This window comes from Mycolicibacterium madagascariense, from assembly GCF_010729665.1.
GTDB lineage: Bacteria > Actinomycetota > Actinomycetes > Mycobacteriales > Mycobacteriaceae > Mycobacterium > Mycobacterium madagascariense.
Genome location: NZ_AP022611.1, coordinates 94420 through 108898 on the forward strand (window position 1 = coordinate 94420; position 14479 = coordinate 108898).

The window sequence follows — 14479 nt, forward strand, 5'->3', positions numbered from 1 at the left end:
ACGAAGGGCCACCGATGAGCAGCTATGACTACGTGATCGCCGGTGCAGGTTCAGCCGGATGCGTCCTGGCCAACCGCCTGTCCGAGGATCCGACCATCACCGTTCTCCTGGTGGAAGCCGGTGGGCCCGACCGCAGCCCGCTGTTCCGCGTCCCCAAGGGATCAGGCAAGTTGTTCGACAGCGACAAGTACATGTGGCATTACGCCACCACACCGTTCGGCCCAAACCCGCACTCCGAGCAGTGGATGCGGGGGAAGGTGCTCGGTGGTTCCAGTTCCATCAACGGGATGATCTACAACCGCGGTCACCGCGCCGATTGGGACGGGCTGGAACGGCTCGGCAACAAGGGGTGGGGCTGGAACGACATGCTGCCCATCTTCACCGGCTTCGAAGATCACGTCCTGGGCGCATCCGCCACCCGCGGCGTCGGCGGTCCGGTTCGCGTCTCCGTCCCGCGAGACCCGGACCCGCTGTGCGAGGAGATGATTTCTGCTGGTGCAGCATTCGGCATGCAGCGTGTCGAGGACATCAACGAGGCCGACGAAGCCCGCATCGGATACGCGACCTCCACCATTCGTGACGGAATTAGGGTCAGCGCGTCCTCGGCGTTCCTCAAGCCCGTGCTGAACCGCCCCAACCTGACAGTGCGCACTGGCACACACGTCGAGCACATCGTCTTCCGCAGCGGCAGAGCCGTCGGGCTGCGGATCGCCGCGAAGGGCGGATCGACGACTGTTCACGCGGCACGCGACGTCATCCTAAGCCTGGGGAGCCTCAACACCCCGAAGGTGTTGCATTTGTCGGGGATCGGACCTCGAGGCGTCTTGGAGGCTGCGGGCGTCGCCGTCCGCCTCGACCGCGACAACGTGGGACGTGGGCTACACGAACACCGCTGCGCCACCTTGCGCCTGCAATTGAACGAAGACCTGGGGTACAACCGGCAGTTGTCGAGCAGCGTGGCGCAGGCCTTGACGGCCGCGCGCTACCTGGCGACACGCAAGGGGCCCTTGGCCGCGCCGTCCTTCGACGTCGTCGGATTCGTCAAGTCCCAACCCGACGTCGCGCGTCCCGATGGCCAGATCATGCTGGGTCCATGGACGATTCCGCCCTACAACCTCGGCGAACCCGTGGCCATCGAGCGCCAGGCCGGTGTCTCCTGCCTGGGGATGGTGCTGCGTCCCACCTCGGAGGGCACGATAGAGATCACGTCCGCGGACCCGTCGGCGCCGCTGCGCATCGACCCGAACTACCTTCACACCGACTACGACCGCACGACGAGCGCGAACTTGCTGCGCACGATGCGCGGCATCTTCGAGCAGTCACCGATTGCCGAGCGCATCAGCCACGAGACCTATCCCGGCCCGGGCGTTCTCTCCGACGGTGACTTGGTCGACACGGTGCTCGATGGGGGCTACTGCGGGTATCACGCGGCGGGGACGTGCGCGATGGGCCCCAGTGACGACGACGTCGTCGACGATCAGCTCCGGGTTCGCGGTGTCGACGGTCTGCGCGTCGTGGACTGTTCGGTGCTGCCCACCATGGTGGCCGGCAACCTGAACGGCCCGATTATGGCGATGGCTTGGCGCGCAGCCGATTTGATCCTCGACGGTCGGTGACCGTGACTCGACCACGTGGCGGTCACATCGTGGCGAAGCCAGCGTCAACGGGCAGCGCCGTGCCGGTGAGGTAACGCGCGGAGTCGTTGACGAGGAACAGCACCGCGTTCGTGACGTCGACCGGTTCGATGAACGGAACGGGCAACAGGTTGCCCGACATGGCGCTGGCGTCCGGATTGGCCGCGAACAGATTGGCCATGTGCTCGTTGAAGATCATCGGCGTGCCCACGCCGGTCGGGTGCACCGAGTTGACACGAATACCGTACTGCGCGTACGCATAGGCCGCGGAGCGCATCAGACCGACGACGCCGTGCTTGGAGGCGGCGTAGGCGAAGGTGGCCGCGCTTCCGTCGCCGCCGCGACCGACCAGGCCCTGCATCGAACTGATCAACACCATCGAACCCCCCGTGCCCCGGCGGATCATCAAGGGGGCGGTGGCGGCGATCGTGTTCCAGACTCCGCGCAGATTGGTGTCGACGATGTCGTCGAACACCCCTTCGTCGAGCGGGTCGGTCAGCCCCATGCCGACGACGCCGGCGTTGGCGATCACGACGTCGACGTCGCCGAACTCCGCGACGCCGGAGTCGACGGCAGCTCTCAGCTCGCCGAGGTCGCGAACGTCGGCCACCGCGGTGCGAATGCGCCCACCGGCGTCGCGCACCAGGTCGGCGGTCTCGGCGAGATCGGCCTCGGTGGCCAACGGATACGGAATCGATGCGATGTCGGCACACCGGTCGATGGCGATGACGTCGATGCCCTGGTGTGCCAGGGCCACCGCGTGGCTCCGTCCTTGCCCCCGCGCGGCGCCGGTGATGACGGCGACGCGGTTCGGCGAAGCGTCCATCCTAGGAAAGGTTGGCGGGCATGGTGTCCCAGCCGCGCACCGTCGAGGTGCGCGACCGCGTCGCACCCGCCATGTCGATGTCCCACTCCGGCCACCGCTTGAGCACCTCCTCCAGAGCCACTCGGCCCTCCAGGCGTGCCAGCGGGGAACCGACGCAGAAGTGTGCTCCACGGCCGAAGGTCAGGTGTCCGCCGGGCTTGCGGTGGATGTCGAACCTGTCCGGATCCTCGAAGTGCCGTTCGTCGCGGTTGGCCGAGGCCAGCATCATCAGCAGGGCACTGCCCGCTGGCACGACCTGCTCTTGGAAGGTCACGTCGTCGGTGGCGACGTAGCGCGCAACGTGGGGTCCCGGTGGCTCGAATCGCAGTAGCTCCTCGATCGCCATCGGGATCATCGTATGGTCCTGCGCCAATTCCTTGCGCTGGTCGGGGTGCTCGGCCAGCACCTTGCCCATCCAGCCGAAGAGGCGTCCCGTCGTCTCGACACCCGCGCCCGCGACAACGGCCAGGAACACCACGAGTTCCTGCTTGGTCAACTTCCGCGTGGTGCCGGTCTCGTCTTCGAACTCCACGTCGAGCAATTCGGTGATGAGGTCGTCGGAGGGGTTCTTCTCGCGCCAGTCGACGTACTCGCCGAACATGTCGCCGCGAAAGTACTGATCCTTCTTGATCTTCATGGGCTTGCCCGCCTCATTGCGCAGCACCTCGTTCGCGTGCTCCCGCACGGCCGGTTGTTCGGCATCGGGGATTCCGGCGAGCATGCCGATGGTGCGCATGGGAAGTTCGGCGCCCAGGTCCACGACGAAGTCGAAACGGTCTCCACCGACGAGTGGATCGAGGCACGCGACGCAGAACGCGCGGATCTTGTCCTCGATGGCCCTCATCTTCTTGGGCGTGAACGCTCGCGAGACGATCGCCCGGTGGATCGTGTGCAACGGAGGATCCTCGTTGATGAAGATCCCCGGCGGCATCACCGGATCGGCCATGACGACTTCGAGGATGTCGCCCTTGGCGGAACTGAGTCGTGTCGTGTCCTTCAGCGCTGCATCGACATCGGCGTATCGGCTCACGCCCCAGAAGTCGTGGCGTTCGTTGTAGTAGACCGGGCGCTCGTCGCGTAGACGTCGGTACGTGGGATAGGGATCGAGGTCGATGTCGAAGTCCCATGGGTCGTAATACAGATCGCTCAACGTCGGCTCCTCGGCAGCTGCACATCGCACGCGCATGACACCCGTGCCGCTGTACGACTGTATAGGAGTCTGGGACGGCGAGGCAACCGCGCATAGCCATACGCTCCGGACTACCAGCCGTTCCAGTGCGTCACGCGCTCGGGTTCGAGTCGTCGCGCCGGCTTGAAGTCCACGCCCAACGTGTAGGCGATGGGGAACATCCCGACCTGGCTGTAGTTGTCGTACGGGATGTTCAGCACGTCGGCCGCCGCGCGCTCCCCGTTTCCGAACAGGTGCAACGTGGTCCAACACGTACCCAGCCCGCGAGAGCGAAGGGCCAGACAGAAGCTCCACACCGCAGGCATCATCGACGCCCAGAAGGTGGCGCTCATCGCCGAGGACTTGCGGTCGACCCGCCCCTCCAGGCAGGGAATCAGAAGAAATGGCGCGTCCTGCATATGCGTGACCAAATGCGCTCCGGAGGCGGCCATCCGTCCCTGCTGCGGCGTTTGGTCCGATGCTTCACCTGCAGTGTTCCGGTTGGACCCAGCGAGATTGGCCCGGTATATCTCGGCGAGCGCGCGCTTCTTCTCGGGATCGTCGACGAACACCCATCGCCAGCCCTGGGCACCCGAGGCGCTAGGTGCCTGTAACGCCAGGGTGAGGCATTCGCTCAAGACGTCGCGCGGCACCGGTGTCTCGAAGTCGAGCCGCAGGCGCACCGATCGGGTCGTCGACAGGAGTTCGTCGGTGGTCAGATCCAAGGTCATCGTGAGGCCTTCGCTCGGGCGGGGTGCTGTGCTATACGCTCGTACAACATAGCGGTCCGGCGCGCGCGGCCCGCCACAAACCCGAGGAGTGCGCAATGAGCAGTCGGTTCTCACTCGACGGCCGTGTCGCCGTCATCACCGGTGGAGGGACCGGCATCGGTCGCGGCGCCGCCCTCGTGCTCGCCGAACACGGCGCCGACGTCGTGCTGGCGGGCCGCCGGCCGGACCCTCTGGAGTCGACGGCCAAGGAGGTCCTGGCCCTGGGACGCCGCGCGTTGGCTGCGCCCACCGACGTCACCAGCATGCAGGCCTGTCAGCAATTGATCGACACCACGCTCGACGAGTTCGGCCGGGTGGACATCCTGGTGAACAACGCAGGCGGGGCGCAGACCAAGCCGATCAAGCGGTGGTCCGAGGACGAGTTCGGCGACGTGCTCGCCCTCAACTTGGGCAGCGTCTGGCATCTGTCGAGGGCTGCGTCGGTGCCGATGCTCGCCCAGGGTAAGGGCGCGATCGTCAACATCTCGTCGGGTGCCAGCCTGCTGGCCATGCCCATGGCGGCGCCCTATGGGGCCGCGAAGGCGGCGGTCAACAACCTGACCGGCTCCATGGCGGCCGCCTGGTCGCGCAAGGGAGTTCGCGTGAACGCCATCGCCTGCGGGGCCGTCCGTGCGGCAACCCTGATGGACGAAGCCGAGAAGCTGGGCCTCGACGAGAGCACGCTCGCCATGTCCAACGGAGTGGGTCGCCTCGGCGAACCCGACGAGATCGGTCATGGCGTGCTGTTCTTCGCCTCCGACGCGTCGAGCTTCTGTTCGGGGCAGACGCTGTACATGCACGGCGCGCCCGGACCCGCCGGCGTCTGACACGCGAGGATCCAACCCGACACGCTGACGAGCAATGCCATACGTGCGTACAGCGGGCGGCTAGTGTGAGCCACGACACACGGGATGCGTCCCGGTCCGGGGTCGCCGTCGATGACCATCATCGGCGGTCGCCCGCCCCCTTCGTGCCTCGCGGGGAGTCCGGCGTGTCCTGGGGCGGTGAAATGCATTCACCGAAAGGGACATTCACATGTATCGCACGCCATCACTTCGTTCCACGACCAAGGGTGGGGCCCTGGCCGTCGGCCTCGCCGCCGTCGTCGGCACCTCGCTGCTCGCAAGTTCACCGGCGATGGCAGCTCCCAAACCGGTCCCCAAGGGTGTGCGCATTCAATGCGGCGGGTTCTCCGGCCCCAATGCGACCTTCCCGCACTTCCTCACCGACTGCACCCGTCGCAACGGCACCACGGGGACCGGGCAGTCCAACCGTACGGCTCCCGGCACGGAGACGATCACCTGGGACGCACCGTTCGTCAAGGGCAAGAGTATGCCGCTGACCAACATCACCAACTCCCCGGTGAGCCCGCCGAGCGGCGCATGCCCCGCCGACCATCCCGGTGAGGTCAACGTCTCCGGCGTGATCGGCGGGACGAAGTGGGCGGGCTCCCCGGTCACTGCCACGATCTGTGCCAACGCCAACGACTTCCTGTTGAAGCCAGGCACCTACTTCGTCATCGGCAAGACGCCCAAGGATGCGGACATCGACGACTTCAACGACGAGCCCTAAACGCGATCCGGTCCAGCGGCCGACCCAGCCCGGTCGAGAGTCCCCCCGCAGCACCCTCGCCTTGTGCCCCACCCCACCATGGCTATACATTCGTACAGCAGTGCGCGTGGTCACAGTCAGAGGAGTGATGTGAGTTGAGCCGAGTAGCAGTCGTGACCGGCGGGGGTTCCGGGTTGGGTCAGTCGATCAGCGCCAAGCTGGCCGCGGATGGCCATCGGGTGGCAGTGATGGACGTGAATGTGGAACATGCCGAGAAGGTGGCCGCGGAGATTCAGGCGGTGGGGGGCAGCGCACTCGCGGTCGGCGTCGACGTGTCGGACGAAGCGGCGGTAGGGTCGGCTTTCTCCGCGGTTCGCCAATCACTGGGCCCCATCGGCATTCTCGTCACCAGCGCCGCGATTGCAGGGTTCACCCGGTTCGACAAGATCACCCTCGAGGAATGGAATCGCTACCTGGCGGTGAACCTGACCGGCACGTTCCTCGCCGTCCGCGAGGCGCTCTCGGACATGGTGGAAGCCAACTGGGGCCGGATCGTCACCATCTCCTCAGCCGCCGGCCAACAAGGTGCGCCCCGGCAGGGGCACTACGCGGCCACCAAGGGTGGAGTGATCGCGATGACGAAGACACTCGCCCTGGACTACGCGCGCAAGGGCATCACGGCCAACACCGTGCCGCCATTCGTCATCGACTCACCGATGCTTCGCCAACAGCAATCCGACGGAAAGCTCCCTGCAACTGTGCATCTCGTCCGGGCCATCCCCGCCGGGCGCCTTGGCGCGGGTGACGACGTGGCCGCCGTGTGCTCGTTTCTGTGCTCGGAGGGTGCGGGGTACGTCAACGGACAGGTGATCGGCGTGAACGGCGGCGCCGTCGTGTGACCCATGCTCGGAATCCATTGTCAAGGCTTGCACACCAGGAGGTGACGTGCGCGTCGAAGTAGATCCATCCCGCTGTCAAGGGCACACACTGTGCGCGATGATCGCGCCCGATTCGTTCGAACTCGACGACGTCGACGGCCATGCGCACCCCGTCGTTGGCGACGTACCCGCCGACCATCACGCCCAGGTGCTCGAAGCCGTGCAGTCCTGCCCGGAGCAGGCCATCGCGGTGATGGTCGAGCATCTTGCCCGGGCCCGCGCCGCCCACGGCCAACGAGGAACCGCGACATGACCGCCCTTGCAAGCGATTCCACGGCCGACGACGAGCACCCGCGCTATCATTTCGACCGACACACCGCGGACTACCGCGAGAGCTTTCTCGACGTCACCCACGAAATGCATCAGCGATGCCCGGTCGCGTGGACCGACACCTATGGTGGCCACTGGGTGGCCGCCGGCGGCGAACAGGTCTTCGAGTTGGCACGCTGCCCGCAGGTCAGCAATGACCACGACGTGCGCAACGAGCGGCGGGGTTACAAGGGCATCGGCATCCCCGTGATGATCGAAACGGAGGGGTTCCGTGGCGGCATGCTGGAGATGGACGATCCCGAGCACCGGTTCTACCGCAGTGCGCTGAACCCCTACTTGTCCCCGGCGGCCGTCAAGCGGTGGGAACCGTTCGTCGACGAGATCGCGCGGGCCTGCATCGACGACCACATCGAATCCGGTCGCATCGACTTCGTCGACGACCTGGCCAACGTCGTGCCCGCGGTGCTGACACTCGCGATGCTCGGTGTGCCGCTGGAGAAGTGGTCGATGTACAACGAGCCCGCCCACGCCTCGGTGTACACCCCGCCGGACTCACCGGATTCCGAGCGGGTCCGCGAGCTCTACATGGCCATGGCCGTCGACCTGTTCACGAACCTGGCGGAAATCCGCCAGAACCCACGCCCAGGGATCATCGACGCGCTGGCCAGAATGCGGATCGACGGGCAGGCACCGCCGGACATCGAACACATCGGGATGTTGAACCTGTTGATCGGTGGTGGCTTCGACACCACCACGGCACTGACCGCGCACGCCTTGGAGTGGTTGTCGTTCAACCCCGACCAGCGGTCGCGGTTGAGCCGCGAACGTGACACCCTCCTGAATCCGGCGACCGAAGAGTTCCTGAGGTACTTCACGCCTGCCCCGGGTGACGGGCGCACCGTGTCCGAGGACCTCGCCGTCGGCGACGCACAGCTCAGGGAGGGGCAACGGCTCTGGTTGTCCTGGGCCATGGCCAACCGCGACCCTGCGCTGTTCGCCGAACCCGACGCCGTCGTCCTCGACCGGAAGGCCAACCGCCACTTCAGCTTCGGGCTGGGTGTGCATCGGTGCATCGGCTCCAACGTGGCGCGCACGGTGTTCAAGTCCATGGTGACCGCGGTCCTCGACCGCATGCCCGACTACGCATGTGACCTCGAGGCGGCCGTGCACTACGACAGCATTGGCGTCATCCAGGGCATGCGGCATCTGCCCGCCACGTTCACCCCGCGCAAGCGCTTGGGTCCAGGTGTCGCGGAAACGGTCGAGAATCTGCAGAGAATCTGTGACGAACAAGGGTTGGCGCGCCCCATCACCGAAATGAAGGAGTCAGCGCGGATCTCCGACTAGGCCACGCCACCCCCAGAGGAAGGGGCAGTCATGCCCAAGGACAAACCGGTCGCAGTAGTCACCGGCGCTAGCCGGGGTGCCGGCGCGGGGATCGCCCACGCACTGGGAGGCCACGGCTGCACGGTCTACGTCACCGGTCGCACCAGGGATTCCACCGCATCCGGTTCGGCGGGCACCATCGACGAAACCGCAGCGCGCGTGACCGCCGCGGGTGGAACGGGAATCGCCGTCGCCGTCGATCACGGTGACGACGACCAGGTGCAGGCACTCTTCGCGCGCATCGGCGAAGAGTCGGGGCGCGTCGACATCCTGGTCAACAACGCTGCGATCATCCGCGACGAGATGATGGGCCGGACGAAGTTCTGGGAGGAGCCCATCAACGTCATCGACACCCTCGACGTGGGCTTGCGCAGCAGCTATGTCGCTACGGTGTACGCAGCGCCGTTGATGTTGCCGCAGCACAAGGGATTGGTGGCCTTTTCTTCGTCGTCGGGTGCGGTGCACTACGCGTTTGGACCCGCCTACGGAGTGCCGAAGGCGGCCACCGACAAGATGGCCGCCGACATGGCGTTCGACTTCAAGGAGTTCGGCGTTGCGGCAGTGTCGATTTGGATGGGTTCGTTACTCACCGGGCGCGTCCGCAAGATCATCGCCAGCAACCCCGAGAAGTTCGGGCACATTCTGAAATCCGCCGAAACCCCCGAGCTGACCGGCCACGTCATTTGGGCGCTCTACCACGACCCCGATCTGATGAACGTCACCGGCAAGACGCTGATCGGCGCCGAGTTGGCGATGAAGTACGGAATCGCCGACGAAGACGGCCGGCAACCACCGTCCTACCGCGACCTCTACGACGTCCACCCCCAGCAGCAGTGCGCCCACGTCATGCGATGAGCGCCCCGTGAGACTGGACTTCGACGCCGACGTCGAAGCGTTCCGGGCCGAGTTCGTCGACTTCCTCAACGCCGATCTGCCGACCGCGGCCGAGGCGTCGGCGCAGCGATGTCGCTCCAGCGCCCACGTTCCGCAGTGGGCGCGCCGGTGGCAGTGCGCGCTCTTCGATAACGGCTGGCTGCAACCGGGCTATCCGCCGGAATTCGGCGGGCGCAACGCGACCGTGGTCGAGCAGTACGTGTACTTCGAGGAACTTTCCCGTCGGCGCATCTATAGGACGTTCAACCCGCAGGGCGTCGGGATCATCGCCGCCTCGCTGATCCAGCACGGCACCGCCGAGCAACAGCGGCGGTGGGTCGTGCCCATCCTGCGCGCAGACATCACGGCCGCACTGGGCATGAGCGAACCCGGTGCGGGCTCCGATCTGGCGTCGCTGCGCACCAGAGCGACCCGCGAGGGGGACAGCTTCATCGTCAACGGACAGAAGGTGTGGACCTCGGGGGCCCACGACGCCGACGTCATCTTCATCTTGGTGCGTTCCGACCCAACTGCACCCGAGCACGAGGGGATCAGCGTGCTACTGATCCCCTCCGGAATTGCCGGGGGTGACGTACGGCCGTTCGCCTCCGCGTGCGGACTGGACGACGTCGACTTCAACGAAGTGTTCTTCTCCGACGTGCGCGTCCCGGTCGAAAACTTCGTCGGCGAACTGAACACGGGCTGGCAAGTCGCCAACTCATCCCTTGGTGACGAACGAACGCTGCTGTGGCTCAGTTACGCCGACCGGCTCCAAGAGTTCATCGACGACTGGACCCCGTCCGCTCCCATCGACCGTGCGCCCACGCCACCCTCATCATGGACACGTGGGCGCTGCGCCTCCTGGGATCAGCAGAAATGGGACGAGCCTCCCGCGGAGACGGCGATCCGGCATCCATGTCGGTCCTCAAACTGCTTGGTTTCGAGGCAATTCAAGCTGCAGCCGAGGCGGCTCTGGGCTCCGCTGGAATCGAGGGCCTCGTCGGCGGAGGTCAGACCGGTCCGTTCTCGCCGTACCACCTCGAGGCCTACACGAGTAGTTGGGTCACGCGATACCTGCGAAGCTTCGGTGCCACCATCGCCGGAGGCACTTCGGCGATGCAGCGCAACGTGATCGCCCAACGCGTCCTCGGGCTGCCGCGCGGGACGCACTAACCCCGCACCGAGCGATGCTGTACGAGTGTATGGTGCGGTGCATGGGCTCGGACACACGCGCGCAGACGCTTAGCACTGAGGGACTCGTCGACGCAGCCTCCTCCGCAACCGGTCTCGACGACTTTGGCGACGACGATTGGCGAGAAGGACTCGAACGCCTGGTGCAGGCGCTCGTCGAGGAAGCCGCGCTGACCGACGTAGGCACGGTCGCTGCGCACAAGGAACTCAAATACCTGCTGATGGCGCGGCTGGGCATCGTCGCCCACCGCACCGCACACCCGGAGGTGTCCACCGCCGACGTCATCCCCCCGATCGTGATCGTCGGCCAGGCACGTACCGGCACGACAATCCTGCACGACCTGTTGGCACAGGACCTCGCGGCGCGGGTCCCGCTCACCTGGGAGGTCCAACGCCCCTGTCCGCCACCGAAAGCCTCGACCTACGCCGTTGATCCGCGCATCGAGGCCGTGGACGCGCGGATCGCGGCCGTGGGGGCGGCGATGCCCGACCTGTTCGGCATGCATCCGATGGGTGCGCGACTCGGCCAGGAATGCGTGTGCATCACCACGTCGGCATTCCGCAGCATCCTGTTCGCCACCGAGTACCGGATCCCGTCCTACGCCCGGTGGCTCTTCGAGGAAGCCGATCACGAGCCAGCCTACGACTGGCACCGAACGTTCCTGCAGCACCTTCAATCTCGTCACCCAACCGATAGGTGGGTACTCAAGTCACCCGGACACATCTGGACCCTGAGCGACCTGATGAGCGCCTACCCGGCGGCCATGCTGGTGCAGACCCATCGTGACCCACTGCGCATCATCGCGTCCGTGACCTCTATGTATACGACGTTGCGCGGCACGACGAGCGACGACGTCGACCCCACGGAAATCGCCGCCGAATGGGCCGAACACATCATCACCGGCCTCGACAGGTCGGTGACGGCCCGCCAGGACGGCACACTGGATGCCGCCAAAGTCGTCGACGTCGGATTCGGTGACTTCATGCGCGACCAAGTGGCCACCGTCGAACGGATCTACGCCGAGCTCGGACTACCCTTCACCACCGACGTGCGCCGATGCGTCACCGACTTTCTGGCCGATCACCCCCGGGACAAGCACGGAGGACACCGCTACACGTTCGCTGCCACCGGTTTGGACGCCGACGAGTGGCGCGAGCGCGCCCAGCGCTACCAGGAGTTCTTCGACGTCCCCTCAGAGAGGCTGGACTGACCCGTGACCGATGGAATCCTCAGCGGCAGAGTGCTCTTCCTCGCCGGTGCCGGACCGCAGATCGGCGCCGCCACCGCTCACATCGCCGCGCGAGAAGGGGCTCGTGTCGCCCTGGCGGCCCGGCGCGTGGAGGTTGCCGAACACATCGCGGCGGCAGTCCGGAAGGGCGGCGGTGATGCGGTGGCCCTGCGGTGTGACGTCACCCGCGACGAAGACGTCGATGCCGCACTCGACGCCACCAGGAGCGAGTTCGGCGCCATCGACACGGTCTTCTTTAACGCCGCCTACTACGACAACCGCCAGGCCTCCCTCGACGTCGACGAAGACGCCTGGGACACGTCCATGGACGTCAACCTCAACGCCGCAGTTCGCGTGGCCCGACGCACGGTGCCGCAGATGATCGAACGCGGAGGCGGGTCCCTGGTGTTCACGTCGTCCGCAGCGTCCATCGTGGCCGGTGATACGAGATTCGGATACCAGGTGTCCAAGGCCGGGCTCAACGCCGTGACCCGCTTCGTCGCCGGAAAGTACGGCCGCCAGGGCATTCGCGCCAACGCCGTGTTGCCGTTCGTTCTGGAGGGGCCGGTCGGCGCCGCAGCCGCCTCGCTGAACTGTCTCGGACGCTCACCGACCGCTGAGGAGATCGGCGAGGCGGTGGTGTTCCTGCTCTCCGACCGCGCCTCGGTCATCACCGGGCAACTGATTCACCTCGACGGCGGCCTCTTCGTCCGCGCTCCATGGCCAACCCCGGCATCCAAACCTCGCGCATGACGGTCGATCTCAGCGGTGGACTCGACCCTGCGCGGGAATACTTCCTCATCGACCAACCCCATCCCGACATGCGCGACTCGGCCAGCTTCTGGGCCTACGACGACGCCGGATTCGTCGGCTTGCCTCGGATCGGGATCGAGGCCGTCGGCGCCAAGTGGGCCGAGCATCAGTACCAGGTGAACGTGGCCTTCGCCGATGGCCGAGTCTTCCGCATCCGAGAGTCCGGAGCCCGCCACCCGTCGATCGGGGCGGACGGCAACGCGACCGTGCTCGGCGCCGGCCCACTGGAAATCCGCTGCATCCGACCCTTCGAAGCGTCGACGGTCTCCTTCGACGGCACTGCCCTGCGGACCTCCACCGAAGCGCTGCTGCGCGGAGAACGCAATGGGCAGTCCGCTCGCCTGGAGTTCCACCTCGACGTGAGCATGGTGGCACCGCCGTGGGTCAACGGCTCGATGTCGCAGGATGCGGCCAACCGCATGAAGTCCTCCATCGAAGGCGGATTCATGGGCGGTGACCGATTCGAGCAGCTGTTCCGAGCGACCGGCTACGTCCGCGTGGATGGCGAAGACCACCCCTTCAACGGAACTGGCACCCGAGTGCGGCGGCAAGGTCCACGCGACATGGCCGGCTTCTGGGGCCACTGTCAGCAGTCAGCCACCTTCCCCAGCGGCCGCGGCTTCGGCTACATCGCCTACCGCCCTCGCCCCGACGGAACGGGCTCCTACAACGAAGGCTACGTCTTCACCGGAGACGGGCGCCTCGTTCCCGCCCGCGTCATCCGCGCGCCGTGGCTCTCGGCTCCTCCGCGCATCGGCGAGGACGTGTCGCTGGTGCTTCAATCCGATGTGGGCACAGTACAAGTGGCAGGCACCACGACGGTATCGGTGTTCAATCTCGGAGATCCACGGTCGGACAACGCTCTCGCGGCTCTGCATCAGGCCGGTGTTCGGTACCGGTGGGGCGACGAAGTCGCATCGGGTGCTCTGGAACGCTCCACCCCGCCGCGGGACATCGCCGCTCTAGCTGGGTGATCGCGCACTCCACCTGCAGCGGTGCGCACGGCTCTACTGTCCGCTCCGAGCTCATCAGCGGCCGTTGTCGCTCGCCCGGCGCGGTTGCGGCTGACGAACGCAGCGTCACTTTGACACGACACTGTACGGGTGTACAGTGCCTTGCTGTACGGCCGTATGGTGACCTGCGTCACTTCAGCATCATTGGACTTGCCACACCCCTTCACATTGGAGCCACCCCATGACCGCGCACCCACCCCGTGTCAATCCACTGTTCTCGTCTTCCTCGCCGATCCAGTCGGCCACCGCCGCCCGATCGCGGCAGGCAGCTCAACGTGCCGTCAAGTTCGGTGGGTTCGGCGGGATGGCCGTAGCAGCATGGCTTGTCACCGCGGTCGCCACTGGCTACGGAGTATCCGCGGCCGACACCACCGGCACGTCATCGGACTCTTCGTCGGCGAGTTCATCAACCTCATCGTCGACGAGCGAGGGGTCAGATCGCACATCGACCGGCACCGGCACCGGGGTCGGGCCGGACTCCACGAACGGCGCCTCCAACACCTCGACGCCGAAGAAGACCGACGGCGAGTCGGCGCCGGCGACCAGATCGTCGTCGACCACGACGGGAGCATCGGCGACCGACACCACCAAGGAGTCGGGCGGTGAGTCCCCGAGCAAGCAGGTCGCACCCGGTGTGACCGTTAGCAGCAGTGGAGAAGTGCGAAGCAGTACGACAACGTCGAAAGAATCGGCGAACCCGCCCGCGAAGGACCCACAGTCACCTGAGGAGGCTTCCGACCCCGAAGTGCCCAGCGAGCCGGGCACCCCCGCCGCGACG

14 protein-coding genes and 1 pseudogene are annotated in these 14479 nt (G+C 66.2%); 11 read left to right on the forward strand and 4 right to left on the reverse strand.

Annotated elements, in window-relative coordinates:
* The first annotated feature begins 14 nt into the window (after window positions 1-14).
* Window positions 15-1616: a GMC family oxidoreductase gene (locus G6N60_RS27510; protein WP_163744768.1), complete on the forward strand. Its 1602-nt coding sequence runs from the start codon at window positions 15-17 to the stop codon at window positions 1614-1616.
* Window positions 1617-1638: 22 nt separating this feature from the next.
* Here G6N60_RS27510 and G6N60_RS27515 read toward each other — a convergent pair whose 3' ends face one another.
* The 3 genes from G6N60_RS27515 to G6N60_RS27525 all read right to left on the reverse strand — a co-directional run bounded on the left by G6N60_RS27515 (window position 1639) and on the right by G6N60_RS27525 (window position 4398).
* Window positions 1639-2460 (reverse strand): mycofactocin-coupled SDR family oxidoreductase, encoded by an 822-nt coding sequence (locus G6N60_RS27515; RefSeq protein WP_163744770.1) that lies wholly within the window; start codon window positions 2458-2460, stop codon window positions 1639-1641.
* Window position 2461: 1 nt separating this feature from the next.
* Window positions 2462-3649: a cytochrome P450 gene (locus G6N60_RS27520; protein ID WP_163744772.1), complete on the reverse strand. Its 1188-nt coding sequence runs from the start codon at window positions 3647-3649 to the stop codon at window positions 2462-2464.
* A 110-nt stretch (window positions 3650-3759) separates the two neighbouring features.
* Window positions 3760-4398, reverse strand: a complete 639-nt coding sequence (locus tag G6N60_RS27525; RefSeq protein WP_163744774.1) for a nitroreductase family protein — start codon at window positions 4396-4398, stop codon at window positions 3760-3762.
* Between the two features lie 95 nt (window positions 4399-4493).
* Here G6N60_RS27525 and G6N60_RS27530 point away from each other — a divergent pair, with 95 nt between their 5' ends.
* From G6N60_RS27530 to G6N60_RS27575, 10 genes and pseudogenes are all read left to right on the forward strand, one after another.
* A complete protein-coding gene (locus tag G6N60_RS27530; RefSeq protein ID WP_163744776.1) occupies window positions 4494-5264 on the forward strand; it encodes an SDR family NAD(P)-dependent oxidoreductase in 771 nt (256 codons plus the stop codon).
* A 208-nt stretch (window positions 5265-5472) separates the two neighbouring features.
* Entirely contained in the window at window positions 5473-6009 is a 537-nt protein-coding gene (locus G6N60_RS27535; RefSeq protein WP_163744778.1) for a hypothetical protein, read from the forward strand.
* Window positions 6010-6143: 134 nt separating this feature from the next.
* Window positions 6144-6887, forward strand: a complete 744-nt coding sequence (locus G6N60_RS27540; protein WP_163744780.1) for an SDR family NAD(P)-dependent oxidoreductase — start codon at window positions 6144-6146, stop codon at window positions 6885-6887.
* Between the two features lie 46 nt (window positions 6888-6933).
* Window positions 6934-7179, forward strand: a complete 246-nt coding sequence (locus G6N60_RS27545) for a ferredoxin (protein WP_163744783.1) — start codon at window positions 6934-6936, stop codon at window positions 7177-7179.
* Window positions 7176-8543, forward strand: coding sequence for a cytochrome P450 (locus G6N60_RS27550; protein WP_163744786.1), 1368 nt, complete (start codon window positions 7176-7178; stop codon window positions 8541-8543). The genes G6N60_RS27545 and G6N60_RS27550 overlap by 4 nt, the downstream gene beginning before the upstream one ends.
* A 30-nt stretch (window positions 8544-8573) precedes the next feature.
* Window positions 8574-9437 (forward strand): SDR family NAD(P)-dependent oxidoreductase, encoded by an 864-nt coding sequence (locus G6N60_RS27555; protein WP_163744788.1) that lies wholly within the window; start codon window positions 8574-8576, stop codon window positions 9435-9437.
* Window positions 9438-9444: 7 nt separating this feature from the next.
* Window positions 9445-10628, forward strand: a pseudogene (locus G6N60_RS27560) (acyl-CoA dehydrogenase family protein).
* 41 nt (window positions 10629-10669) lie between these two features.
* Window positions 10670-11857, forward strand: a complete 1188-nt coding sequence (locus G6N60_RS27565; RefSeq protein WP_163744791.1) for a sulfotransferase family protein — start codon at window positions 10670-10672, stop codon at window positions 11855-11857.
* 3 nt (window positions 11858-11860) lie between these two features.
* Window positions 11861-12628: an SDR family NAD(P)-dependent oxidoreductase gene (locus G6N60_RS27570; protein WP_163744793.1), complete on the forward strand. Its 768-nt coding sequence runs from the start codon at window positions 11861-11863 to the stop codon at window positions 12626-12628.
* Complete coding sequence (locus G6N60_RS27575) at window positions 12625-13662, forward strand: DUF7064 domain-containing protein (protein ID WP_163744795.1); 1038 nt, start codon at window positions 12625-12627, stop codon at window positions 13660-13662. The genes G6N60_RS27570 and G6N60_RS27575 overlap by 4 nt, the downstream gene beginning before the upstream one ends.
* 384 nt (window positions 13663-14046) lie before the next feature.
* Here G6N60_RS27575 and G6N60_RS27580 read toward each other — a convergent pair whose 3' ends face one another.
* Window positions 14047-14262, reverse strand: coding sequence for a hypothetical protein (locus G6N60_RS27580; RefSeq protein WP_163744797.1), 216 nt, complete (start codon window positions 14260-14262; stop codon window positions 14047-14049).
* Between the last annotated feature and the right edge of the window lie 217 nt (window positions 14263-14479).

Bases quoted from the DNA above. Each gene is read 5' to 3' on its own strand.
- G6N60_RS27510 (WP_163744768.1), top strand. From the start codon at position 15: ATGAGCAGCTATGACTACGTGATCGCCGGTGCAGGTTCAGCCGGATGC.
- G6N60_RS27515 (WP_163744770.1), bottom strand. From the start codon at position 2,460: ATGGACGCTTCGCCGAACCGCGTCGCCGTCATCACCGGCGCCGCGCGG.
- G6N60_RS27525 (WP_163744774.1), bottom strand. From the start codon at position 4,398: ATGACCTTGGATCTGACCACCGACGAACTCCTGTCGACGACCCGATCG.
- G6N60_RS27530 (WP_163744776.1), top strand. From the start codon at position 4,494: ATGAGCAGTCGGTTCTCACTCGACGGCCGTGTCGCCGTCATCACCGGT.
- G6N60_RS27535 (WP_163744778.1), top strand. From the start codon at position 5,473: ATGTATCGCACGCCATCACTTCGTTCCACGACCAAGGGTGGGGCCCTG.
- G6N60_RS27550 (WP_163744786.1), top strand. From the start codon at position 7,176: ATGACCGCCCTTGCAAGCGATTCCACGGCCGACGACGAGCACCCGCGC.
- G6N60_RS27555 (WP_163744788.1), top strand. From the start codon at position 8,574: ATGCCCAAGGACAAACCGGTCGCAGTAGTCACCGGCGCTAGCCGGGGT.
- G6N60_RS27565 (WP_163744791.1), top strand. From the start codon at position 10,670: ATGGGCTCGGACACACGCGCGCAGACGCTTAGCACTGAGGGACTCGTC.
- G6N60_RS27575 (WP_163744795.1), top strand. From the start codon at position 12,625: ATGACGGTCGATCTCAGCGGTGGACTCGACCCTGCGCGGGAATACTTC.